We start from the raw sequence: 23,152 nt of genomic DNA, 5'->3' as shown, positions 1-23,152 counted from the left end.
AGCGACGAGGGGCGTCGCGACATTTATAAGGAGTCGATCGGAACCCGGGGCCCGCTCACGTCGTGAACAGCTCGGTGTCGTCGGGGACGGCGAACAGCCCCATCCGGACGCCGGCGTCGAGCCAGCCGTAGCCGTACGAGTACGACGCGAGCGCGTTGACGGGGTCGCCGTCCTCGCGGAAGTGGCGCCCGTCGTCCAGATACGACTCCGCCATCTCCGCCACGTCGGCGGCGGCCTCGCCGAGGGGCGTGTCGGCGGGCGGGCGCGGCTCCGCGACCGCCAGCGCGTCTGCGAGCATCCGCTCGTAGCGGTCCGTCTTCTCCGCTAAGTCCGCGGCCATGCGAGCCGTTCCGGGGAGCGGTTCAAAAAGCCGTCGCCGAAGCGCAACCTCGATACCCCCGGAGCCGAAACGGGCGGACATGTACGAGGCCGTCCACGCCCGCCCCGACGGCGACGCGACCGCCGCCCGCCACGCCGCCACCGCGGCGCGGTACGGCTACGAGGGCGTCGTCGTCCGGACGCGGGAGGCGATCGACCCCGCCGGGGCAGGCGGGGGGGCCGGAACCGGCGGGCGGTCGAGCGACGCCGACGCGCTCCGCGAGGAGTACGGGATCGACGTGGTCGACGCGGTCGAGATCGACGCCGACGGCGCGACGAGCGCCTCGGGCGCGGTGGGAAACTACCGGTCCGACCGCACCGTGGTCTGCGTCGTCGGCGGCGACGACGGCCTCAACCGGTTCGCGGTCGAAGAGCCCCGCGTCGACGTGCTGGTCCGGCCGATGGACGGCTCGGGCGACTTCAACCACGTCCTCGCGAAGGCCGCCCGCGACAACGGGGTCCACGTCGAGTTCGACCTCGGCCCGCTGTTCCGCGCGACCGGCGGGAAGCGGGTCCGTGCGCTCGCCGACCTCCGGAAGCTCCGCGAGATCGTGACCTACTACGACGCGCCCCACGTCGTCAGCGCGAACCCGCGGTCGCATCTCGAACTCCGCGCGCCGCGCGAGGTCGTCGCCGCCGCCGAGGCGGTCGGGTTCGACGCCGAGTGGGTCCGCGAGGGGCTCCGCGCGTGGGGCGAGATCGCGGCCCGCAACCGGGAGCGCCGCTCCGAGGCCTTCATAGAGCCGGGGGTCCGACGTGGCAGGTATGAAGAAGACGGTTGAGGAGCACGCCGCGCGCTTCTCCGAGAAGGCGGCGGAGTACGACGACTCGAAGAGCGACGAGTACCACGCCTGCGCGAGCCTCGTCGTCGACTACGCGGACCCGAACGCCGACGACGTGGTCCTCGATCTCGGCGCCGGCACGGGCGCCATCGCGCTGGCGCTCGCGCCCGACGCCGAGCGCGTGCTGGCGCGGGACGTTAGCGAGGGGATGATGGACGAGGGACGCCGCAAGGCCGACGAGCGCGGCATCGAGAACGTCGAGTTCGCGTACGGCGAGTTCCGCGACCCCGAGGTCGCTCCCGACCGGCGGGTCGACGTCGTCACCTCGAACTTCGCGCTCCACCACCTCGCGGACGACGAGAAGCGCGAGGCGATCCGCGAGATGGCCGACACGGGCGCCCGCCGGATCGTCCTCGGCGACGTGGCCTTTTTCGAGGAGCCGGACCCGGAGGCGCCGTTCTACGGCCCCGAGGTCGACGATCCCGCTACCGTCGGCACGCTCGTCGAGGCGTTCACCGCCGAAGGGTTCGCGGTGACCGCGGTCGAACGCGTCCACGATCAGGTGGCCGTGATCGTCGCGGAGCGCGGGGACGCGCTCTCCGGGTGACTCCGCCGTGAAACACCTCCCCAAACACCTCCGACCGCGCTGGCGGTACCTCGCGGTCGGGATCGAGACGTGGCCCGACGCCGCCCTCGGGCGCCGCGCGTTCCAGCGCGCGCTGTGGTACGCCGCGGGCAACCTCCTCGGCGACGCCGGGAGCGCCGACGCCGACCTCACGCTGCTGTCCTTCTCGCACGGCGACGGCGAGGGGGAGGCGATCGTCCGGGCCCGTCACGGCCACGTCGACGACGCCCGCGCGGTGATCGGGTGCGTGAGCGAGGTCGACGACGACCCCGTCGGGATCCGCGTTCGTGGGATTTCGGGGACGGTGCGTGCCTGTGAGGAAAGATATATGGGTCGCGCGGGCGGTACTTCGACACAGCGAGACGTCGCGTTCGAAGGCGCCGAGCGGTCCGCGGTCGTGCGCGGCGACGCGCGCGACGTGCGGACCGGGTCGGGGTACGTCGGCGCGGCGGCGTTCGACACCGAGTGATATCATGCAGGGCCAATCCCAACAACAGGCGTACGACCGAGGAATCACAATCTTCTCTCCCGACGGCAGGCTCTACCAGGTCGAGTACGCCCGGGAGGCGGTGAAACGGGGGACCGCGAGCGTCGGCGTCCGCGCCGAGGACGGCGTCGTCCTCGCGGCGGACAAGCGCGCCCGGTCCCCGCTGATGGAGCCGGAGAGCATCGAGAAGCTCCACAAGGCCGACGACCACGTCGGCGTCGCGAGCGCCGGCCACGTCGCCGACGCCCGCCAGCTCATCGACTTCGCGCGCCGCCAGGCGCAGGTGAATCGCCTGCGCTACGGCGAGGCGATCGGCATCGAGACGCTCACCAAGAACATCACCGACCACATCCAGCAGTACACGCAGGTCGGCGGCGCGCGCCCCTTCGGCGTCGCGCTGATCGTCGGCGGGATCGAGAACGGCGAGCCGCGCCTGTTCGAGACCGACCCGTCCGGCACCCCCTACGAGTGGCAGGCGCTCTCGATCGGCTCCGACCGGAGCGACCTCCGCGACTACCTCGAAACCGAGTACGAGGAGGGCCTCTCGATCGACGAGGCGGTCGGGCTCGCGCTCGACACCCTCGCGCAGTCGAACGACGGCGAGCTGTCTCCCGACGGGGTCGGCGTCGCCACGATCACGGTCGACGACGAGGAGTACGCGGAGCTTCCGGCCGACGATATCGAGGAGGTCCTCGCCGATCGCGACCTGCTCGCGGGCGACGACGAGGCCGATGACGACGAGTCCGGAGACGCGGACGCGGACGCCGACGAGACCGACGACGAGGAGTAACGCGGCGGCAGTCGTCCGCGGGCGCGCTTCCGGCTTTTCCAGTTTGGGTGTCCGCTTCCAGTTTGCGTGTCCGCTTCCAGTTTGAGTTTCGCCGGCGGTCGGGAGAGTTATGCCGCCGGGGACCGACCGACGACGCGTGCAGAAGACGGTACTCATCACCGGCTGTTCCTCGGGCATCGGGCGTGCCGCGGCGCGCGCGTTCCTCGACGAGGGGTGGACCGTGTACGCGACCGCGCGGAACCCCGCGGACATCGAGACGCTCGGCGAAGCGGGCTGCGAGCTTGCGACGCTCGACGTCACGGACCAGGACGACGTGGACCGCGTCGTCGATCGAATTCTCGACGAGGAGGGCGCGATCGACGCGCTGATCAACAACGCCGGCTACGGCCAGTTCGGCCCGGTCGAGGACGTGCCGACCGCGAAGGTCCGCGAGCAGTTCGACGTGAACGTGTACGGTCCCCATCGGCTCATCAAGGCCGTCCTCCCCGGAATGCGTCGCGAGCGCGACGGGACGATCGTCAACGTCTCGTCGGTCGCCGGGCGGGTGTCGTTCCCCGGCGGCGGCGTGTACAGCGGCTCGAAGTTCGCGGTCGAGGCCATGTCGGACGCGCTCCGCAACGAGGTCGCGGAGTACGGGATCGACGTGGTCGTCGTCGAGCCCGGCCCCGTGCGGACGAACTTCTCGAAGCGCGCGGAGCGAGAGGCGGGTGGCGATGACGCGGACGGCGAGGCGGCCGACGGCGGCGGGGGCGAAGGCGACGGGACCGACGACGGCGGCCTCGACCGCTCCGGCGCCTACGAGGAGTTCTACGAGCTGTTCGAGGACACGCAGCTGATCGGCGGCGACGGCCCCGGCGCGATCGAGCCCGAGGTCGTCGCCGACGCGATCGTCAACGCCGCGAGCGCGACGCAGCCGCCGGCGCGAGTCCAGCCCGGCGCAGTCGCCCGGATCGGCGTGCTCGCGCGATTTCTGCCCGACGCGATCCTCGATCGGGGGTACGAGTTCGTCCGGAAGTACACGAGCTGACCGCGGCTCGGCGGCGGTCGAACCGACCGCTACTCGTCGCGACCCGCACCGACCGCGAACGGACTCTCTCCCTCCCGCCACTCCCAGCCGGGGAGCCGCGTCTGGAACCCGGCCGCGAGCGCCGCGTCGAGGTCGTCGGCGCCGGCCGCGCCCGCGCCGTCGGCGGTCTCGTCCTCCGCGACGTGCACGTCGACGAAGTGGAACGTCGCCTGCGCGAGCAGCGAGAGCGGGCGGCCGCCGGCGATCGTCGCGGCCAGCTCGCGGCCGAGGACCTCGTCGACGACGAATCCGGGGTAGTCGCCCGCCACGTCGAGGTCGCGGAGCAGGGCGGCGCAGCCGGCCACGTTGACCGCGGCCTCGCCGTCGGCGAACACCGCGTCGACCTCGCGTCGGTACGCCTCGGGGGTGACCGAGTCCACCTCGGTCTCGAAGAGCCGGCCCAGCCGCTCGCGGGTCTCGTTGATGACGGGAACGACGACCGGGGCTCGATCGCGGGCCCAGGCGTGTTCGTCGCGGACGGTCTCGGGCGTGATACGCATGTACTCGCCGTTCGCGGTCGGGAGGTTTCCCATTTGCGAAGGGGTTTTATAACGACCGGGCTAATTATCGGGCAAGCGGGTTTTCGCTGGCTGTTCCCGCACGGAACCACCTACGGACAGTACTACCACTATGCCTACCCCGTCACGGTCGACCGTTCGGCGTCGATCCGCGTCCCGATACACGGCGCGACTCGACGACGACGGCGGTCCCGACGACCCGCAGTGAGATATGAGTCAAGTCGATAAGCAACTCGATACCCTGAAATCAGAGATCGAACAGGAGATTCCGAACGACATCACGGTCACCGACGTGAAATACGAAGGGCCGGAGCTGGTCGTGTACACGCGCGACCCCAAGGAGTTCGCCGGCGACGGCGATCTCATCCGACGGCTCGCTTCCAAACTCCGGAAGCGGATCACGGTCCGTCCGGATCCGAGCGCCCTCTCACCCCCGGCACGCGCCGAGGAGGAGGTCCGGTCGGTGATCCCGGAGGAGGCCGGCGTGACCGACCTCGACTTCCACGAGGACACCGGCGAGGTCGTCATCGAGGCCGAGAAGCCCGGCATGGTGATCGGTCGCCGCGGCTCGACGCTCCGGGAGATCACCCAGGAGGTCGGCTGGACCCCCGAGGTCGTTCGGACGCCCCCGATCGAGTCCTCCACCGTCTCGAACGTGCGCGGATTCCTGAAGAACGAGCGCGAGGAGCGACGCGACATCCTCGAACGCGTCGGCCGGCAGATCCACCGCGAGGAGATGTCCGACGACGAGTGGGTCCGGATCACGACGCTCGGCTGCTGTCGCGAGGTCGGGCGCGCCGCCTTCATCCTCTCGACGCCCGAGACGCGGATCCTGATCGACTGCGGCGACAAGCCCGGCGCGGAGGGCGAGGTGCCGTACCTGCAGGTCCCCGAGGCGCTCGGGGCCGGGGCCGCGACCCTCGACGCGGTCGTGCTCACCCACGCCCACCTCGACCACTCGGCGCTCATCCCGCTCCTCTTCAAGTACGGCTACGACGGCCCGATATACACGACGGAGCCGACCCGCGACCTGATGGGGCTTCTCACCCTTGACTACCTCGACGTCGCCGCCAAGGACGGACGCACGCCGCCCTACGAGTCGTCGCAGGTCCGTGAGGCGATCAAACACACGATCCCGCTGGAGTACGGCGACGTGACCGACATCGCGCCGGACGTGAAGCTCACCTTCCACAACGCGGGCCACATCCTCGGCAGCGCCGTCACCCACTTCCATATTGGCGACGGCCTCTACAACGTCGCCTTCTCCGGTGACATCCACTACGAGGACACCCGCCTGTTCAACGGCGCCGTCAACGACTTCCCGCGGGTCGAGACGCTCGTGCTGGAGTCGACGTACGGCGGTCGCGACGACTACCAGACCGACCAGGCCGACTCGGAGGAGGCGCTGAAGGAGGTCATCAACGAGACGTACGAGCAGGGCGGGAAGGTCGTCATCCCCGCGTTCGCCGTGGGGCGTTCCCAGGAGATCATGCTCGTCTTAGAGGAGGCGATGCGGAACGGCGACATCCCGGAGATGCCCGTCCACCTCGACGGCATGATCTGGGAGGCGACCGCGATCCACACCACCTACCCCGAGTACCTCAGAGACGACCTCCGCGACCGGATCTTCCACGAGGACGAGAACCCGTTCCTCGCCGACCAGTTCAACCACATCGACGCCGGCGAAGACGAGCGGCAGGAGGTCGCCGACGGCGACGAGTGTATCATCATCTCCACCTCGGGGATGATCGAGGGCGGTCCGATCATGTCGTGGCTCCGCCACATCGGATCGGACCCGAAATCGAACCTCGTGTTCGTCGGATACCAAGCGCAGGGGACGCTCGGCCGCCGGATCCAGAACGGTTGGGACGAGATCCCGGTCGACGGCTGGGGCGGCGGCGGCCGCGGCGACACGCTCACCCTGGAGATGGGGACGGAGGTCGTCGACGGCTTCTCCGGCCACGCGGACCGACAGGGGTTAGAGAACTTCGTGAAGACGATGAATCCGCGCCCCGAGAAAGTGCTCTGCGTCCACGGCGACGAGCGCTCCGTACAGGACCTCTCGTCGGCGCTGTACCACGACTACAACATGCGGACGTTCGCGCCGAAGAACCTGGAGACGTTCCGGTTCAAGTAGGACTCCGACGGGCGACACGGCCGGTCCGGTCCGCCGAGAGATGACTTTCGGATCCGTTCTCAACCGCTACAAATACAGACATAGATATTTTAATACGGACTCTTGTGTTTCACCACGAGGGCACAGACACATGACCTCGCCGCGCGTAGCGGCGCTGTTGTGCTCTCGTCGGGAACGCACGTCGATGGTACATATGAGCGGCTGCCCCCGACTCGCGGGGATTCTCGCCGCTCGGTTTCGCCCGCAACGCGCCCGAGGCCGAGAGTCCGCTGACCGGTCCGCGTCCGGATCCGCCGTCGACGAACACGAAGGGAAAAAAAGTCCGACATGTCTGTACATCACGTCGCCTACGTCCTCCTAATCGCCGTCGCCGCTGGGCTGTCGGCGTTCCTCTCGGTCGTCGCCCTGCGCAACCGCGACATCGCGGGTGCGCTACCGCTCGGCGTCCTGCTTGTAGGCGTCACGGTTTGGGCAGGCGGGAAGATCGCCGAGCTCGCGAGTCCGGGGCTGTCGGCGTCCGTGTTCTGGGCGAACGTCCAGTATTTCGGGATCGTCGCCGTCATCGCGATGTGGCTGCTCTTTGCGCTCGCGTACACCGGTCGGAGCCGGTGGCTGACCGGCCGCACCGTGCTCCTGTTGGCCGTCGAGCCGGTGCTCGTGTTGGTCGCTATCTGGACGAACGGGCGCCACGGGCTGTTCCGGACCGGGACGGACCTCGTGTCGCACGGATCGCTCACGGGCGTCACGTCGATCCCCGGCCCGGCGTTTTGGATACATACGGCGTACTCGTACCTCCTCCTGTCGGTCGGAGCGGTACTCATCGTCCGGCTGTTGGTCCGGTCAGATCACCTGTACCGCAGCCAAGCTATCGGGGTGCTGCTCGCGGTGTGCTCCCCGTGGATCGGCAACGGAGTGTTCCTCCTCGGCGCCACGCCGCCCGCGATCGACACGACGATCATCGGCTTCTCGATCACGGGCGTCGCGTTGACCGTCATCACCGTTCGTCACCGGTTGTTCGACATCGTTCCGGTGGTCCGCGAGGTGGCCCGCGACAAGGTGATCGAGAGCATAACCGACGCCGTCGTCGTCGTGGACCACCGGGGCCGACTCGTCGACGGCAACCCGGCCGCCGAGGCGCTCTTGGACCGAGATATCACCGACGTGATCGGACGGCCGCTGGCGGAGGCGTTTCCCGATCTCGCCGCCGCGATAGACGGGGGTGCGATGGACGGGGACGCCACGGACACCGACGCGAACGGCCGAGACGCGGATGAGGAGAATTCGTTCCAGACGGAGTTCGAACGAAAGAAGGGGAGTGCGGTCCGCTACTACGACGTGCGGGTCTCGCCCCTTCAGCGCGGCTTCGGAGCGCTGACCGGGCGACTGATCAGCCTCCGGGACATCACCGATCAGCGACAGCGGGAGCAACAGCTGGAGGTGTTAAACCGGTTATTGCGTCACAACTTCCGCAACGACGCGACCGCCATTCAGGGGAACGCATCGCTCCTCAGGGACGACGTCACGGACCCCGATGCTCTGCGGCACCTCGAAACGATCGAACGGACCGTCGAGACGATGATCGAGCGCAACGAGCGGTTCTCTCACCTGATGGGGCGTCTAGACGACTCCGCCCGCGAGTCGATCGACCTCACGGCCGAACTCAAAGAGCTGGTCGCGACCAAGCGCCGCCGACATCCCGAGGCCGCGATTGCGTTCGACCGCACGGAACCGGCGTGGGTCGACACCGGCGGAATCGTCGTCTCGGCGCTCGACGAGCTGCTCACTAACTCGATCAAGCACAACGACGCCGACCGCCCGCGAGTGCAGATCGCGATCACGACGCCGGAGCGACGCGAGAGCGACACCGTCCGGCTTCGGATACGCGACAACGGTCCGGGGATCCCCGACCGCGAGATTGGACCGATCGACCGGGGGACCGAAACGCCGCTCGAACACGCGAGCGGTGTCGGTCTCTGGCTGGCGACGTGGATCATCCGCGAGGTGGACGGGTCTCTCAGCTTCTCCGAGACCGAGGACGGAACCGCGGTGACGGTGTCCCTTCCCGCGGATCGATCGACCGAGTTCGCGTGAGGTTTTAACCACCGCGGTCGAGTACACCACGTATGCGAATCGCGCTCATTGCCCACGACGAGCTGAAAGACGAGATGGTCGAGTTCGTCACCGCTCACGCCGACGCGCTCGGCCAGTGTGAACTCGTCACCACTGGAACGACGGGTAAACGCATCGCCGACGAGACGGGACTGGCGGTGAATCGACAGGCCTCGGGGCCGTACGGGGGGGACCTCCAGATCGGAGCGAAGATCGCCGACGGGGCGATAGACGGGGTCGTCTTCCTCCGCGATCCCCTCACCGCGCAGGCCCACGAGCCCGACATCTCCGCGCTCCTGCGCGTCTGCGACGTGAAAGACGTCCCGCTCGCGACGAACGTCGCCTCCGCGGAACTGCTCGTCGACGGACTCCTCGGCGAGGCGTGACCGCGGGAGTGACGCCGCTCGGCGCGAGTGCCTCTCGGAGCTCCCCGCGTCTCCCGCGGACCTCTCTCGGTCGAGTATCAGACCGGATAACCGGGAGGACGCCGTTTTTACCCGACCGGCCGTAGCCCTCCCTGATGACGCGCCGATCCCGGACCCGACTCGCCGCCCTCGCCGCGATCTCCGCCGCGCTGCTGCTCTTCTCGGCGACCGTCGCGAGCGGGGCGGTCGTCGGTGTCGCCGTCGCGACGCCGGGCGGCGGAGATGCGGACGCGGGTGGCTCGAACGGTGGAGTCGCCGAGGGCGACGGCGACCGTGTCGATCCCCCGACACGGTGCTTCGCCGGCGAGGGGTACCCGATCTCCATCGGCGATCAGGGGGCGGCGATCGAGACGCTCGTCCACCTCTCCGTGCTGACCGATCCGGCCGCGGGCAACGAGTTCGGGATGGAGGCGGCGGGGACGCTCGACGGCGATCCGATCGTGACGCTCGCCGCCGGCGTCAGGCTGACCGCGCGCGAAGCCGTCTCGAACGGCGTCGATCCGTTCGCGGCGTTCGACGTGCTGTACGCCTACGAGCTCCGGCTCCCGATGTTCTCCGGCTCCGTCGGCGATTCGGAGTACCGCGACGACGGCTCGCCGATCGAGTCGAGCGCGGGCGCGGTGCCCTGCTAATCGGCCCCGTCGCGGTCGGCAGGCGATTCGATCCCCCGGACGATTCCCAGGAGCTCTCGGCGCGCGTCCGCCGGGCTCCCCCCAGAGGGGTACGGACCCTCGCCGATGGGGTACGCCCCGCCGCCGAGGAGGTACTCACCGGACTCCCAGACCGCGAGCAGCGCCTCGATCGGCGTGCGTCGCTTCTCGGTTCCGACGCGCGCGACGCCGCGGAACGTCGAGAGCGTCGCCCGCGACGCCCTCGGATCGTCGACCGCGATCGCTCGGTCGCCGCGGTGTTCCACTTCGGCGATGTCGCGCTCGGCGAGCCGTTCGCGGAACCCCGACCGCGCCCGTCGCTCGACGAGCGCGGTGAGGACGGCGTTCGGCGGGGTCTCCGGACGAATGTGCAGGCGACTCGCGAAGCAGAACGGGCGCGGCGGCCTCGCCGCGGCGCGCTCGTACCGCACCGTGCTCGCGTCGACCGAGACGGGGCCGGCGGCGAACGCCCGCTCCGTCGTCTCGTCGACGCGCTGCCAGTCGCCGAGGCGCTCGCGGGGGACGACGGGCGGATCCATGGGCGGCGTTTCCCGCCGGGGGAAGTAAAAGGGATGCGGCGATCAGCGGAGTTCGACGGCTTCGGGCCGCCTCAGTGGTCGTCTTCGCGCCACTTGTGTTCGCACTCGGTACAGACGAAGAACCGGGTCTCGGACTCGTCTGCCGACCGGATCTGCTGCATGTACCAGTACGCGCGGTCGTTCCCGCACTCCGGGCAGTGGGCGGTCGTCTGCGGGAGCCCCTTGTCCTCGGCGTCGCTCACGTCGACGATCTCCGACTCGACCTGCGACTCGGTGGTCCACTCGTCGTCCTCATCCTCGCGTCCGATCTCGTAGCCGCAGGAGTCGCATACCCAGTGGTCCTCGCCCTCGCCGGACTTCATCATCGATCCGCACTCGTCGCAGAACTTCATGGCGGAACCAACCGCGGATCGTATATAAACGGCGGGATCGCGGCGCGAGAGAGACGCTTCCCGTCGCCCGTCACCGCCCGGCGTCGACGTGCTCGGCGAGCGCGAACCGGACGCGCTCCTCACCGCTCCCCTTCGTCTCGCGACCCGTGACGACGATCCGACCGATATCGGCCGTGTTGCCGACGTGCGTCCCGGCGCAGGCGGTGCGGTCGTAGGGCGCCTCGTCGGTCCCGACGCCGTCACCGCCGTCGCCGCCGTCGCGGTCCTCCGCGCCACCGACACCGCCGATCTCCACGATCCGCAGTTCCGCGATCGACTCGGGAAGCAGATCGATCCGGGTGCGGTCGGTGTCGAGCGTCGCCTCCGCCTCCGCGCGGTCCATGCTGTAGCTCCGCACGGGGCGCCCGTCGGCCACGAGCTCGTTGAGCCGGTCCTCGATCCGCGCGAGGTCGCCGTCGTCGAAGCGGTCGTAGGCGGCGTCGAGGTGCGCGTGGTCGTCGTAGAGCTGATTCCCCGTCGTCGTCGCGTCGAACTCGGACAGCAGCAGCGCCGACAGCAGGTGCTGTGCGGTGTGGTACCGAGAGTGCGCGCGTCGCCGCGCCGCGTCGATCTCGCCCACAACGGTCGTCCCCGGCTCGGGAGAGGAACCGGCGTCACCGTTCGAGCCCGCCGGTTCGAGGGTGTGATAGACGGTGTCTTTCTTCTGTACGTCGACGACGCGCCAGCGTCGGTCAGCGGCGTCGCCCTCCGCGGTGTCGTCGCCCTCCGCGGTGTCGTCGCCCTCCGCGGGGTCATCGCCGTCGGTCGCCGCCCCGTCCGCGACCCGGAGCGTTCCGGTATCGTGGGGCTGTCCCCCGCCCGTGGGGTAGAAGTGCGTCCGGTCGAGGACGACGCGGTCGTCGAGCGCGCGCTCCACGGTCGCCTCGAACGTCGTCACAGTGTCGTCGGCGAGGTACAGCTCCTCGGTCATACCGAGACGGTGCGGCGCCGCGGGCTTCAGTGGTGCGTTCGAGGATGTGACGAGACACCGATCAGCGCTGGAGCCGGATGTTGACGGCCGCGTCGGCGATGAACACCTCGTCGCCGTGATCGAGATCAGCGACGACGGTCCCGTTGGCCGTGTCGGTCGCGGTCCCGTTCACCGAGAACCCGTCCGTCCGCTCGAAGTACCGGCTCCACGCCTCCGCGTACGGCGACTCGATCCGCAGATCGAATGGGCCGTCGTCGGCGCCGGCAGTGGCGACCTGCACGAGGTTCGGCTTGGAGGTCCGGCTCACCGCCACCTGCACCGTCCCGTCCCGGTCGACGGTCTCGGGGCCGAGCGGGTACAGCCGGACGATCGGAAGCGTCGTTCGCCCGTCGGCCGCGACGAACCGCGGCTCCGAGCGCATCACCGCGCTGCCGCCGTCGCTGCGGAACCACGCCCCGCCCTCGTACGCGATGGTCGTGTCTCCGTTCGCGTACGTCAGGGCCCGGAACTCGAACCCCCGGACCACGCCGTCAGACGCGTTTCGCAGCTCCACGCCGGTCGTCTCCGCGACCGACAGCGTCCCGCCGCTGAGTCGGATCTCCGTCGATCGGCTCGGGTCGCCGTAGCGCTGAACGTCCCGGAGGTTGTCGTCGAACACGTCGAATGCGCGCTCGACGTTCGCGACGCGCGCGGCCTCCTGTCTGTCCTCGAGTCCGGTGATGCCGACCGCGAACACCGTTCCGATCGTCACCGTGACGAGCGAGAACACCAGCACGTAGCCGACGACGTTGCTCACGCCGCGCTCGTCGTCCGCGAGCGCGGCGAGCCCGCCATCACCGATCGAAACGGTCGGTCGCCGGCGGTCGCTCATCGTTCGACCACCGTCAGGTTACCGGTGCCCGCTCCGCCGTGGTCGTATTCGATCCGGATCGGCCCGCCGCGAACGGTCGTCGGTGTAACGTTCACTCGTGCCGTGTGAGCGATCTCCATCGCCGCCTCGCGGCGGTCGGTGCGTAGCGTCACGGCGTCGTCATCGACCGCGATCCGATAGGGGATCCCCGCCACTCGGGTCGGGAGGTCGACGGCGACCGCGACGGTGGCGTTCGTCGCGCCGGTCGCGTTCGATCGGCCGGCCTCTGCCGCACGCGCGAGGCGGTCGGCGCTCTCGACGTTCGCGGCCGCGGTCTGTCCGAGGACCGAGAGATCGCTCTGAACGGCCCGATCGGTCTGTGAGTCGACGACGCCGCCGACCCCGATGACGACACCGGAGAGCAACATCGCCCCGATCGCGAGCGTCAGGACGTATCCGACGGTGACGCTCACTGCGCGATCGTCGCTCAGGAGCCGTGTTCTCCCCGACCCAGGGCCCTCACGCATCGGGCTCACCCGGGGCGACCCGAACGGCGGTCTCGAACCGGAGCTCCGCGGTCCGGTAGCGGAGTTCGATCGACGCCCCGTACACCGCCGGCGTCGCCCCGAAACCGGGATCGGCGGTGACGGTGTCCCCCGAGACGGGCCGCGCGGTCGCCGTCACCTCACCGCCGGCCGCGCTCGCGTTCATGAGGGCGATGTCGTAGGCGTCGTCGGGCGCGACGAGCGTCGTCGGCCAGATCCCCGGACAGGGGCGGTCGCCGAGCCGCTCGCCGGTCAGGTCGACGGCGACGCGACCGCGCCCGTCGGGCGGCACTGCACACCGAGCCGCCGGAACGCTCCCGTTCTCGCCGACCGCGACGGTGACGTTGCCGTCGGATCCGTTGTACACGTACACCTGTCGGCTTCCGCCGGTCGAGTTGTCGAGGTCGACGTGGAACGCGTCGTCGACGGCGCTGGTCGCGTTCGCATCGGTGAGGTTCCCCGGGTCGACGTCGAGCACGAAGCCGCGTGTTCGGTCGACGTCGCGGGCGAGGGTCGACGCGTTCGGATCGCCCGTGGCGTTCCCGGTGATGGCCCCCGTGATCCGGGTCCCGTTCTGGACCCCCAACAGTTCGAGGTGCGTCACTCCGCCCCGTTCCGCGTACGAACGGGACATCTCCGCGTCGAGGTCGGTGACGCCGTCTCGGACCGTCTCGGTCGCGTTGCCGTGGCCCCCCGGCCCCGCGCGGTTGGTGGCGTCGATCAGTTCGCCGGTCCCGTCGACCGCGGTCGCTCTCACTTCTAGCGCCTCCCCGTCGGCCGACGCGACCCCGCGGGTCGCGACGTTCTCGCTGTAGATGGTCGCGTTCAACAGGACGACCAGCGTCACGAGCGAGACGGCCATCACCAGCCCCGCGACGAGCAGGAGCTGGCCGCGGTCCGCCTCGCTTGCGTCCTCGCCGCCGAAGAGGCGGTCGCGGTCCGGGGGGCCGAGGCTCACATCCGCCATACGACGATTCGCACCTCCACGTAGGTAAACAGCGGATCGGTCGCGGTCTCGGTCGCGTAGAACTCTCCGTCGGACAGCTCTCCGAGCGTCGAGTCGGTGTGGTTCGGAGCGGTCAGGTTCGCGTCGTCGGCGAGCGCGACCGTCCGCGTCGCGCTCACCGCGTTGTCGCTCGGCGTCCCCATATCGATCAGCGGCGTCGTGAGTCGCTCCGTCCGGGCCGACGTGTTGTAGTGGCGCAGATCCACGTTGACGGCGATCTGCCGGTCGGCGAACGCCCGATTCAGCGCCTCGCCGAAGCCGCCGAGCGCGGCGTCGAACCCGTTCGGCCCGTCGGCCTGCGTGTAGGCCGGGCCGTCGACCTCCGGCGGGCTCGACGCAAACGCCTGATTCGTCGTGTTCCAGCGCAGCACCGCGGCCTCCAGATCGCCGTTCTCGGCGCTCGTCGCCAACAGGTCGTTCGCGACCGCTCGCTGCTGGTTCTCGATGTGCTGATTCGACGTGCTGGCCGACAGGGGGGTCACCGCGGTCGCCTGCAGGGCGAACGTGAGGCCCGCGACGAGCAGGATCGCCGCCGCGAACGCCTCCAGGGTGTGCGCCTGCGCCCGGTCGTTTCTCGTGTTCATGGTCACCACACCCGCACCGTGAGCCGGTACTGCGTCCCGCCGATCGAGACGAGTCGCTGTGAGACGGTGACGTCTTCGCCGGTCGGGTCGGTCGTGTCGGCGGTGGTCCGGTCCGGCTCGACCTCGAACCGGCCGTGACGCGTCGCGATCGAGAGGTTCGACGCGTTCGTGCTCGGGTTCCGCCGGTCGAGCTCGTGGATCACCACCTGCACGTCGCCGTCGATCCCGAAGTGGGTCGCCGGGTTTTCGGCGACGTCGGGATGGCAGTCGGCGTCGGTCCCGAGCGTCGCGTTCGCGCTGAGGAAGGCGACCGTACAGGCCGGCGACAGCACGCCCGGTTCCGCCGGCGACGCCGCGAGCAGGTCGCCGGCGACGCCGGCCGCGACGCGATCGCTCACCACCGGCGAAGCGGTCGACGCCGCCGAGAAGGGGTCGAAAAGCGTCGGCACGAAGGCGATCACGAACGCGAGCGTCAACAGGAACACGCCGGCTCCGACCGCGAAGTCGATCGGGGTCTGTGCGCGGGCGGCCGGCGGGCCTCGGGACGCCGACGAGCGTCGCCTACCCCACATAGATCCACACCCCCAGCGCGAGCGTCATCAGGACCACGGCGAACTTGACGCCGGAGACGATGTCGGCGTTCCGGATGTACCCGCTGATGAACCCGGAGAGGATCGCCTGCAGCGTCACGGCGTGGAAGAACAGCAGCGAGAGTACCTCCGGGTCGACGCCGCCGCCGCCCCCGAAGCCGGCGCCACCGCCGCCGCCCTCGGCCTGCGAGGAGAGTCCGCCCATCACGTCGATGAACTGGGTCTGGAGGATCGCCATCACGCCGAGCAGGGTGACGTACGTCATCACGATGATCGCCACCTGCATCCGGGTTTGCGAGATCCGATCGCGCTCGATGTCGTCCTGGTTCTCCGACGCCTGGGCCGCCGTGGTCAACACGTCCGTGATCTGCGAGGAGGCCTCCTGCGCCTCCGAAATGAGCTTCACCGTCCGGGCGAGCCGCGGGACCGCGTACTTGTTGTTGAACTCCACCAAGGCGTCCCGCAGGCTCATCCCGTAGTTCACCTTCGAGTGGACGACCTCGAACTCCTCGGCGAGCTGTCCGGTCGACGTCTCCGAGACCGTCTCCACCGATTCGAGCAGCGTCTGTCCGGTGTCGTTCGCGGAGGAGAGCTTCCGGAGGCTCTCCGAGAGCTTCCCGGTGATCGCCCGCTTGGTCCGCTGGCTCCACTCGTGGAACACCGCGAGCGGCGCCATCACGAGGTACGCGGGGACGTACACCCAGACGAACGTCGACCACACCGGGCGGTCCACCCAGCCGTCGAACGTCGTCGGCGCGTTCCCCGAGACGACCGCGATGCCGACGATGACGAGCGCGGTCGGCACGGTTAACGCGAGCGTGTACAGCGGGTTATCCCGGAGGAAGACGTGCGGCGCGGAGAGGATCTGTTTGGTCTTGTACGTCCCCTCTCGGTCCCGGATCCGATCGAAGACGCCGAACTGACCGACGAACGCCTCGATCAACCCGAAGTGGAGCAGTCCCTCTTTGCTCGTCTGCCGGAGCCGCTCGCTGCCGCCGTCGGGGCGAAGGTAGCCGTCGCCGGGCTCGTCCTGCTTGACCGTGGAGACGAGCACGAGGAAGCCGACGCCGGTCAGCGGGATGAGGGCGTACACGGTCGCGTACAGCAGGCGCTCGTCGGACTCGCCCATCATCCCCATGATGACGAGGATGATGATGAGGAGGAGGGGGAACAGAGAGAGCGTCATGTACATCTCGCCGAACAGCTCCAGCGTCTCTAGGGTCATCTCGCGCTCCTGTTTCGACGTGCGGAGGTGTTTCTCCTTTTTGTCCTTCAGGAAGCTCTCCATGTCGCCGCCGGAGTTGACGATCGAGAGCATGTCCGCGAGGAACTGCGAGAGCTCGTCCGAGGGCGTCTCCATCGACTGCTGGCGGATCGCGTTCCGGTAGTCGGTGCCGAAGTACTCCGTCTCGTTGACGATGCTCTGGAACTCGCGGGACACCTCGCCGTAGGTGTCCTCCGCCGTCGCCATCGACCGTAGAATCTCCAACTGGTTGAGCCCCCCGACAGACAGCGCGTACATGAACGACACCGAATCGGCCAGCAGGAGGTTGATCTCGCGTTCCCGCGCCGACGCCCGCGAGTAGGGAATCGCGACCACGCCGCCGAAACCGATCGCGAAGCCGATCGACCCGAACACGAGTCCGCTGACGAGGACCGCGGTGGGCACGACGAGCGACCGCAGGAGCTCCTGGATAGCCGGCGTCGGCGCGGGCATGCCGAGCGAGAGCGCGCTGGGGTCGATCAGCCCGAGGGAGAACACGCCGTAGCCGATCAGCGTCCCGAGCGCCCAGAGGGCTCCGCCGACGAGCAGGCCGACCCCGAGCGCTCTGGAGACGTACATCTCCACCGGGTCCGGCATGCGCGCTTCGGCGAGTTTACGCTCGACGTCGCCGACGAAGTCGCCGTCGGCGTCGAACAGCAGCTCGAAGGCGGGGTAGAACACCCCCGCGAGGAGGTTCCCGTCGACGGATCCCTCGCCGACGCCCGTGTCGAGGCTCACGCGACCCACCTCGCTTCGACCATGGGGCTACCGCTCCCCCCGGGATTCGACGGAACCGAACCCCCAGTCGTTGATGTCGTCGGCGTCGTCCTCGTTCCCTTCGTCGTCCTCGCCCTCGCCCTCCGTGGTGAGGTCGTCTTCTCCACCGGCTCCGGTTTCGGTGGCGTCCCCGTCTCCGCTCTCGACTTCGACCTCTCCGCCGTCGACATCCGCCCTAGTACCGGAATCGGTCTGTCTCGGATCCCTCGACGGTTCGGATTCCGGCGCCGGCTCCGAGTCGAGCACGTCGATCCCCTCGTCGAACGGCTCGTCGAAGTCGATGCCGCCGTCCGCGTCGTCCGTCCCCTCCATGTCGTCCGCGCCGTCCGAGTCGTCCGGCTCCGGCCCCTCCATGTCGTCCGCGTCGTCCGAGTCCGGCGCGTCGCTCGTGTCACCTCCCCCTTCGACTTGGCTCTCGGCGGTCTCAGCAGTCTCGGCGGTCTCAGCAGTCTCACCGGCCTCAGCAGTCTCGGCCGCCTCGTCGACCACCTGCGCGAGCGCCTCGCGTTCGGATCCGGGCTCCGCCTCCACGTCTCGGGCCGGCGCGACATCGAGGAGGGCGTCGGCGACGGATTCGGGCATCCGACCGCGGTACTCCGCGAACAGGTCCTCGGCCTCCGCCAGGATCTGCTCGACCTCTTCGCGACCCGCCTCGTCGGGCTCCGGCCGCGGCACCATCTCCTCCTTGTCGCGGTCGACGTTGATCAGCACCGACTCCATCTCGCGGAGGTCCTCCAGCGACCGCTCCAGTCCCTCGTTCGCCATCAGCGCGAGCACCGTCTCCGGGTCGTTGATAAACGCCTGAAACGTCGCCGCCACCTGCGCGTAGCTGTTGAGGCCGCGGTCGATGAGATACGCCAGCACGACGCGGCGCTTCCGCAGCTCCTGGTCGAGCGTCTCGCGGCTCCACCCGCGGTCGAACATGATGTCTTCGAGGGTGTTCGAGTCGCCCATCTGGAGGAACTCGTCCGTCTCGGCCTGCCACTGGAACACGTCTTGGACGTTGATCTCGTCGTTCTCGGCGTCGTAGTGGTTGATCTCGGTTAGCGACTTGTTCCGGCGCACCTTCTTGCCCTGCACCCGCGTGGAGGTCTGGACGGAGACCAGATCGAGGGCGGTGAACATCGTCTTCGAGACGTTGATCGGGTCGGTGGTGAACCGCTTGAGCACCTCGCCGACCGTGTCGGCGTGGAACGTGGTGTAGGTGGTGTGGCCCGTGGACATCACCTGGAAGGCCGTGCGGCCCTCCTCGCCGCGGATCTCGCCCATCACGATGTAGTCGGGACGCTGGCGGAGCGCGGCCTCCAACAGGTCGAACTCGTCGATGTCGCCCTTGTCGTCGTCGGAGAAGGAGGGACGGGTGACCGAGGCGATCCAGTTGCGCTGGGGGAGTTCGACCTCGCGGGTGTCCTCGATCGAGACGATCTTCGCGTTCGAGGGGATAAACAGCGAGACGGCGTTCAGGCTCGTCGTTTTCCCGGAGGCGGTGCCGCCCGCGAAGATCAGGCTCTTGTGGTTCTCGATCGAGAGCCAGAGGAAGGCCATCTCGTCGAGCGAGAACGTCTTCCAGTTGATCAGGTCGATCGGGGTGAACGGGATCTCGTTGAACTGCCGGATGGTGTAGTTGGTCCCGTGGTCCGACACCTCGCGGCCGAGCGTGAGCTGGGCGCGGGAGCCGTCCGGGAGGGTCGCGTCCACCTGCGGGCGGCGCTTCGAGATCCCCTTTCCGGAGCGCTGCGCGAGCTTCACGACGAAGTCGTCGAGCTCGTCGGTCTCGTGGTAGACGTTGGTGATGATCTGCTCGTAGTCGGAGTGGTAGACGAAGACGGGCGAGTTGTACCCGTCACAGGAGATGTCCTCGACGTTGATGTCGTACTTGATCGGGTCGATGCGCTCGTAACCGATGAAGTCCCGTTTGAGGTAGTACAGCAGCTTCTCGACCTGATGCTCCGAGAGCGTCTCCGGGTCCTCCGCGATCACCGCGGGCTCGGGGCGGGCCAGCACCTTCGCTGGCGCCGGACTCGACTCCGTCGGCGGCTCGTACCCGAGCGACTCGGAGATCCGCCCGGCGATCCCCTCCGTGAGGTCGAAGCCGAAGCGATCGACGAGGTCGTCCACGAGTTCGTCGACAGCCCCCCGGTCGTCGTCCGTGCGCTCGTAGAGGTCGTACCGGTCGAGCAGCGTTAGCGTCTCGTCGACGATCACGCCCTCGCGGAACTCCTCGTCCCCGCCCGCGATTGACTCGTCCGCGTACTTGATCGACGTCCGGAGCTTTCCGGTCAGGAACTCCACGAGGTCGGTCTCGATCTCGGTCCGGTACGGCTGGACCGCGTAGTACTTCACCTCGTTCTCCTTCGTCGACCGGAACACGATCACGAACGCGTACGGCTTGTTCACCCAGTACCGCTCGATCTCGCGGAAGTGCTGCTTCTTCGGCATCGGCACCGCCTTCTCCAGGTCGTACCGGTTCGCGAGGGTGGTGTCGCCCCCCTCCGTCGAGAAGAACGCGTCCTCGTCGACCTCCGGGTTCACGTCGACCGTTCGCTCGTCGACCAGCTCCGCGAGGTCGGCCGCGGCGACCCCGCCCGCCCCAAGCAACGCTTCGGTCCGGTCGGGGTCGAACCCCAGCGCCTCGACCTTGTCGTCGTGCGTGAACTCCAGCGGCACCTCCTCCCCCTCCTCGTTCTCCTCGGTCGGCGGGTTCCCCTCCTCGTCGAGGAAGTACTCGTCGCGGTAGTCGTCCCACGTGTAGTACCCCTTGAGCACCGGCACCTCGTAGAGGTTGTACCGAGCCGAACACAGGTCCCAGAGGGCGTCACCGACCGCCGCGGCCGCGCCGACGCGGTACCCCGTCTCCGACGGGTCGAACCCGAGGAACTCGCTCGGATCGACGCCGATCCGGTCCCACTCCTCGCTCGTCGGCGCTCGCCGGGGAAGCGACTCCACGTCGGCCCCGGCGGCGATCACGGCTCCCGGGACCCCCGCCCCGTCGGCCGAGATGCCGGGGCGATCTTCCGGCTCGTTTGGCTCGTCCGTGCCCCCCGCGTCCTCCAGATCTGAACGGTCGCTTTCGGTCTGGTCGTCCGCCGTTTCGATCGGGTCGTCGACTTCGGCGGCTTCGGCGGATTCGGCGGCTTCGCCGTCGTCCCCCACCTCGCCGCTGTCCCCGCCCCCGTCCCCACCGACGTCGCCTTCGCTATCGCGCCCCTCGCTGTCGCCTTCCGACCCTCCGTCGTCTCCCGAGTCCGCGTCGTCGGGTTCCGTCGGTCGGTCGACCGGCTCCGCCTCTGACTCGGGAGGCGCTGCGGTCGAGGTCCCGGCGGGGACGACCGCCGCGCCGCTGAGGACGACGCGGTCGGGACCGATTACGACGGTGCCCGCTTCGGGCGTCCCGTGTCCCGGAACGGCGGTGTCGCCGTCGGCCGTGTACGGCTCGTCGACGCCGGCGGCGCGGATCACCCGATCGACACCCTCCTCGAAGTGGGCGTCGACGGCGGTCGCCGGGACGACCGGCTCCTCACCGATATCGGCGTACAGATCGGCCGCGGCGTCGTCGTGACCGCGGTCACGGAGGAACGAGCGCCACGAGTATCGTCCCACCGACACCGGGGGATCGGACGCCGGCGATCCCGCCGTCTCGTCGGGCGGGGAGAACGAAGGCTCGGCGTCCTCGGTTGTCATACGTGCGCCCACGATTCGCCCGTTGAAAAAGGTGTCTCGCAAAACACCGCGACTGATAATCCCCGGACGGAGCGGGCGGCTTTTAGGTTATCCCGGTCGAATCGGGCGTGTGACACGCTCTGACCCCCCCGATCGGCTCCGGTCACTCGGTCGGCTCCGGCGCGCGCCCGTCCGGCGGCGCGTCCGCGACGCGATCGCCGAGGAGCTACTCGGCACGCCGCGGAGCCTCGCCGTCGTGCTCGGGTTCACCGCGTTTATGCTCGCCGTCGGGATCGGATACTACGCGCCGACCGCGGGGGAGGTGCCGCTCCCGCTGTGGCCCTTATACGCGGACTCCGCCGTCGCGGTCGCGCTCGGCGGGATCGCCCTCGTGAGCCTCGTTCCGACGGTGCGCCGCGGGGGGCGCGTGACCGCGGCTCCGGTCTCGCGGGGGCTCGCGTATCTCCAGACCGTCGCGTTCGTCTGGCTGGTCCAGTTCGGACTCTGGCCGCTCGTCTCCCTGAACCTCGCGTTCGGCGAGTACGTCTCGGCCCCCGACGCGTGGATCTACTACTGGGGCGTGCTCGGGACGCACCTGCTGTTCGTCGGGCTCGCGCTGCTGTTCCCGGCGTTCGGACGGACCACCCGCGGCGCGTTGGCCCTCGCGCTCGCGCTCGCCGTCGGCAACGTCGCCCTCGACTACGGCGTCGGCTATCACCCGCCGCTCCTGTACGAGCCCGGCCCTCTGCTGGCCGGCGCGACGCTCGCGATCGGCGTCGGGGCGGTGTGGCTCGCGAGCCGGTCGTTCCGGCGGCTCGGCGACGACGACTAACGAGAACGGTTGAAAATCGAAGCGATCGGGCACGGCGGGATCCACGCGAGCGAACGCAGTGAGCGAGCGTGGAGCCAGTCGCGCTCGTGACGAACGGAGTGAGGAGCGGGCGCGACGGGATTCGAACCCGCGATCGAGAGGTTAGGAACCTCTCGCCCTGTCCGCTAGGCCACGCGCCCGAAGCGGCGTAAAAAACGTCGTTGCGGAGATCGATCGGCGCCGCAGAGCCGATTACGCTCTGGTCTCTTTCTCGGTCTCGATCTCGTCTTCGTCGTCGATCGTGGAGCCGGCCTCGATCGGCGCCTCGTCGTTGTCGTCGCCCTGCATCTCCTGTAGTTCTTCCTCGACCTGTTCACGTCCCTTCTTGAATTCGCCCATTGCCTGACCGGTCGACCGCGCGAGCTTCGGGATCTTGTTCGCCCCGAACAGCAGGACCAACACGAGCAGGATGATGAGGAGCTCCGGGCCCGCCGGGATGCCGCCGATCAGTGGAATCGCACTTGCCATCTCTACACCACCGTAGCTCTCTGGCTACTATAGTCTTTTTGCCTCGATGAACGATTCACGGGATTCCGACTGAACGCCCCCGTACCTATTGATGTCCGCGGTCTCGCGTTCGGTGATATCTCCCTGGAACCGGGGCGAACTCGCTGCCGACGGCGAAACGGTGATACCGCAGCACTGCGACCGATCGGTATGACCGAAGTCGGCGACGACGCCCCGGCGTTCACCGCCTCGATCGTGACCGACGAGATCGAACCGTTCGACCTGTCGGACCGCCTCGGCGACGAGCCGGTCGTGCTCGCCTTCTTCCCGGCCGCCTTCTCGAACACCTGCACGGACGAGATGGAGGCGCTCCGAGACGGGTTCGACCGCGACGACTGTACGCTGTTCGGGGTAAGTACCGACCTCCCGCACGCGCTGGCCGCCTACCGGGCGCAGTACGACCTCCCGTTCGCGCTCCTCGCCGACCCGGCCCACCGCGCGATCGAGGCGTACGACGCGATAGAGTCGTTCGAGCGCTACGGCGTCGACACGGTCGCACAGCGCGCCGTGTTCGTGATCGACGCCGACGGCGTCGTGACCTACCGGTGGCTCGCGGACGACGCCGGACGGGAGCCCGACTACGACGCCCTCGACGCGGCGGTCGACGAGGCGACCGTCTGAGAGGGCGCT

24 protein-coding genes and 1 tRNA gene are annotated in these 23,152 nt (G+C 69.0%); 11 read left to right on the top strand and 14 right to left on the bottom strand.

From position 1 onward, the window contains the following. Nucleotides 1–55: 55 nt before the first annotated feature. Nucleotides 56–340 carry a DUF357 domain-containing protein gene (locus C471_RS14990; protein WP_004050429.1) on the bottom strand — a complete coding sequence of 95 codons (285 nt, stop codon included), beginning with the start codon at nt 338–340 and terminating at the stop codon, nt 56–58. Nucleotides 341–419: 79 nt separating this feature from the next. On the opposite strand from C471_RS14990, the gene C471_RS14985 reads away from it, so the two are divergent. The 5 genes from C471_RS14985 (at nt 420) to C471_RS14965 (ending at nt 4,089) form a co-directional block, all read left to right on the top strand. Continuing rightward, nucleotides 420–1,160: an RNase P subunit p30 family protein gene (locus tag C471_RS14985; RefSeq protein ID WP_004050427.1), complete on the top strand. Its 741-nt coding sequence runs from the start codon at nt 420–422 to the stop codon at nt 1,158–1,160. Further along, nucleotides 1,144–1,767: a class I SAM-dependent methyltransferase gene (locus C471_RS14980; RefSeq protein WP_004050424.1), complete on the top strand. Its 624-nt coding sequence runs from the start codon at nt 1,144–1,146 to the stop codon at nt 1,765–1,767. The genes C471_RS14985 and C471_RS14980 overlap by 17 nt, the downstream gene beginning before the upstream one ends. 7 nt (nt 1,768–1,774) lie before the next feature. Further along, the gene (locus C471_RS14975) at nt 1,775–2,254 is read left to right on the top strand and encodes an Rpp14/Pop5 family protein (RefSeq protein WP_004050423.1); all 480 of its coding nucleotides are present in this window, start codon (nt 1,775–1,777) and stop codon (nt 2,252–2,254) included. Between the two features lie 4 nt (nt 2,255–2,258). Further along, entirely contained in the window at nt 2,259–3,062 is an 804-nt protein-coding gene (gene psmA / locus C471_RS14970; RefSeq protein ID WP_004050420.1) for an archaeal proteasome endopeptidase complex subunit alpha, read from the top strand. Nucleotides 3,063–3,171: 109 nt separating this feature from the next. After that, nucleotides 3,172–4,089 carry an SDR family oxidoreductase gene (locus tag C471_RS14965; RefSeq protein WP_004050418.1) on the top strand — a complete coding sequence of 306 codons (918 nt, stop codon included), beginning with the start codon at nt 3,172–3,174 and terminating at the stop codon, nt 4,087–4,089. 29 nt (nt 4,090–4,118) lie between these two features. Here C471_RS14965 and C471_RS14960 read toward each other — a convergent pair whose 3' ends face one another. Then, on the bottom strand, nt 4,119–4,628 hold the full coding sequence (locus C471_RS14960; protein WP_049909507.1) for a hypothetical protein: 510 nt from the start codon (nt 4,626–4,628) through the stop codon (nt 4,119–4,121). 229 nt (nt 4,629–4,857) lie between these two features. Between C471_RS14960 and C471_RS14955 the strand changes: the two genes are divergently transcribed. From C471_RS14955 to C471_RS14940, 4 genes are all read left to right on the top strand, one after another. Next, nucleotides 4,858–6,783 (top strand): beta-CASP ribonuclease aCPSF1, encoded by a 1,926-nt coding sequence (locus C471_RS14955; protein ID WP_004050410.1) that lies wholly within the window; start codon nt 4,858–4,860, stop codon nt 6,781–6,783. A gap of 327 nt (nt 6,784–7,110) precedes the next feature. Further along, on the top strand, nt 7,111–8,874 hold the full coding sequence (locus tag C471_RS14950; RefSeq protein ID WP_004050407.1) for a histidine kinase N-terminal 7TM domain-containing protein: 1,764 nt from the start codon (nt 7,111–7,113) through the stop codon (nt 8,872–8,874). A 32-nt stretch (nt 8,875–8,906) separates the two neighbouring features. Further along, nucleotides 8,907–9,278 carry a methylglyoxal synthase gene (locus C471_RS14945; RefSeq protein WP_004050405.1) on the top strand — a complete coding sequence of 124 codons (372 nt, stop codon included), beginning with the start codon at nt 8,907–8,909 and terminating at the stop codon, nt 9,276–9,278. Between the two features lie 134 nt (nt 9,279–9,412). Next, complete coding sequence (locus C471_RS14940) at nt 9,413–9,949, top strand: DUF7332 family protein (protein ID WP_004050402.1); 537 nt, start codon at nt 9,413–9,415, stop codon at nt 9,947–9,949. Here C471_RS14940 and C471_RS14935 read toward each other — a convergent pair. The 10 genes from C471_RS14935 to C471_RS14890 form a co-directional block, all read right to left on the bottom strand. Then, nucleotides 9,946–10,506 (bottom strand): hypothetical protein, encoded by a 561-nt coding sequence (locus C471_RS14935; protein ID WP_004050400.1) that lies wholly within the window; start codon nt 10,504–10,506, stop codon nt 9,946–9,948. The genes C471_RS14940 and C471_RS14935 overlap by 4 nt on opposite strands. A gap of 71 nt (nt 10,507–10,577) precedes the next feature. Further along, entirely contained in the window at nt 10,578–10,898 is a 321-nt protein-coding gene (locus C471_RS14930) for a transcription factor S (RefSeq protein ID WP_004050398.1), read from the bottom strand. 70 nt (nt 10,899–10,968) lie between these two features. Then, nucleotides 10,969–11,868 carry an alanyl-tRNA editing protein gene (locus tag C471_RS14925; protein WP_004050396.1) on the bottom strand — a complete coding sequence of 300 codons (900 nt, stop codon included), beginning with the start codon at nt 11,866–11,868 and terminating at the stop codon, nt 10,969–10,971. A gap of 61 nt (nt 11,869–11,929) precedes the next feature. Next, nucleotides 11,930–12,739: a DUF7289 family protein gene (locus C471_RS14920; RefSeq protein ID WP_004050394.1), complete on the bottom strand. Its 810-nt coding sequence runs from the start codon at nt 12,737–12,739 to the stop codon at nt 11,930–11,932. Then, entirely contained in the window at nt 12,736–13,191 is a 456-nt protein-coding gene (locus C471_RS14915; protein WP_004050392.1) for a DUF7266 family protein, read from the bottom strand. Before C471_RS14915 ends, C471_RS14920 begins: the two co-directional genes overlap by 4 nt. Nucleotides 13,192–13,237: 46 nt before the next feature. Next, a complete protein-coding gene (locus tag C471_RS14910) occupies nt 13,238–14,230 on the bottom strand; it encodes a DUF7261 family protein (protein WP_004050390.1) in 993 nt (330 codons plus the stop codon). Further along, nucleotides 14,218–14,853: a DUF7288 family protein gene (locus C471_RS14905; protein WP_049909462.1), complete on the bottom strand. Its 636-nt coding sequence runs from the start codon at nt 14,851–14,853 to the stop codon at nt 14,218–14,220. Before C471_RS14905 ends, C471_RS14910 begins: the two co-directional genes overlap by 13 nt. Nucleotides 14,854–14,855: 2 nt before the next feature. Continuing rightward, nucleotides 14,856–15,425, bottom strand: a complete 570-nt coding sequence (locus C471_RS14900) for a DUF7287 family protein (RefSeq protein ID WP_049909460.1) — start codon at nt 15,423–15,425, stop codon at nt 14,856–14,858. Further along, nucleotides 15,415–17,445 carry a type II secretion system F family protein gene (locus C471_RS14895; RefSeq protein WP_004050385.1) on the bottom strand — a complete coding sequence of 677 codons (2,031 nt, stop codon included), beginning with the start codon at nt 17,443–17,445 and terminating at the stop codon, nt 15,415–15,417. The genes C471_RS14900 and C471_RS14895 overlap by 11 nt, the downstream gene beginning before the upstream one ends. 27 nt (nt 17,446–17,472) lie before the next feature. After that, entirely contained in the window at nt 17,473–21,165 is a 3,693-nt protein-coding gene (locus C471_RS14890; RefSeq protein ID WP_004050383.1) for an ATPase, T2SS/T4P/T4SS family, read from the bottom strand. A 109-nt stretch (nt 21,166–21,274) separates the two neighbouring features. Here C471_RS14890 and C471_RS14885 point away from each other — a divergent pair, with 109 nt between their 5' ends. Next, entirely contained in the window at nt 21,275–21,976 is a 702-nt protein-coding gene (locus tag C471_RS14885) for a DUF1405 domain-containing protein (RefSeq protein WP_004050380.1), read from the top strand. 106 nt (nt 21,977–22,082) lie between these two features. On the opposite strand, the gene C471_RS14880 is transcribed toward C471_RS14885, so the two are convergent. Together C471_RS14880 and C471_RS14875 are read right to left on the bottom strand one after the other, a co-directional pair. After that, nucleotides 22,083–22,155 (bottom strand) — tRNA-Arg (locus tag C471_RS14880). Nucleotides 22,156–22,207: 52 nt separating this feature from the next. Next, nucleotides 22,208–22,483 carry a Sec-independent protein translocase subunit TatA/TatB gene (locus C471_RS14875; protein ID WP_004050378.1) on the bottom strand — a complete coding sequence of 92 codons (276 nt, stop codon included), beginning with the start codon at nt 22,481–22,483 and terminating at the stop codon, nt 22,208–22,210. A 189-nt stretch (nt 22,484–22,672) separates the two neighbouring features. Between C471_RS14875 and C471_RS14870 the strand changes: the two genes are divergently transcribed. Next, entirely contained in the window at nt 22,673–23,143 is a 471-nt protein-coding gene (locus tag C471_RS14870) for a redoxin domain-containing protein (RefSeq protein WP_004050377.1), read from the top strand. Nucleotides 23,144–23,152 lie beyond the last annotated feature (9 nt).

Origin of the sequence: Halorubrum saccharovorum DSM 1137 (assembly GCF_000337915.1) — an archaeon.
GTDB classification, from domain to species: Archaea; Halobacteriota; Halobacteria; order Halobacteriales; family Haloferacaceae; genus Halorubrum; species Halorubrum saccharovorum.
The sequence above is the reverse complement of the archived record's forward strand: the minus strand, read 5'-3'. Positions and strand labels throughout refer to the sequence as shown.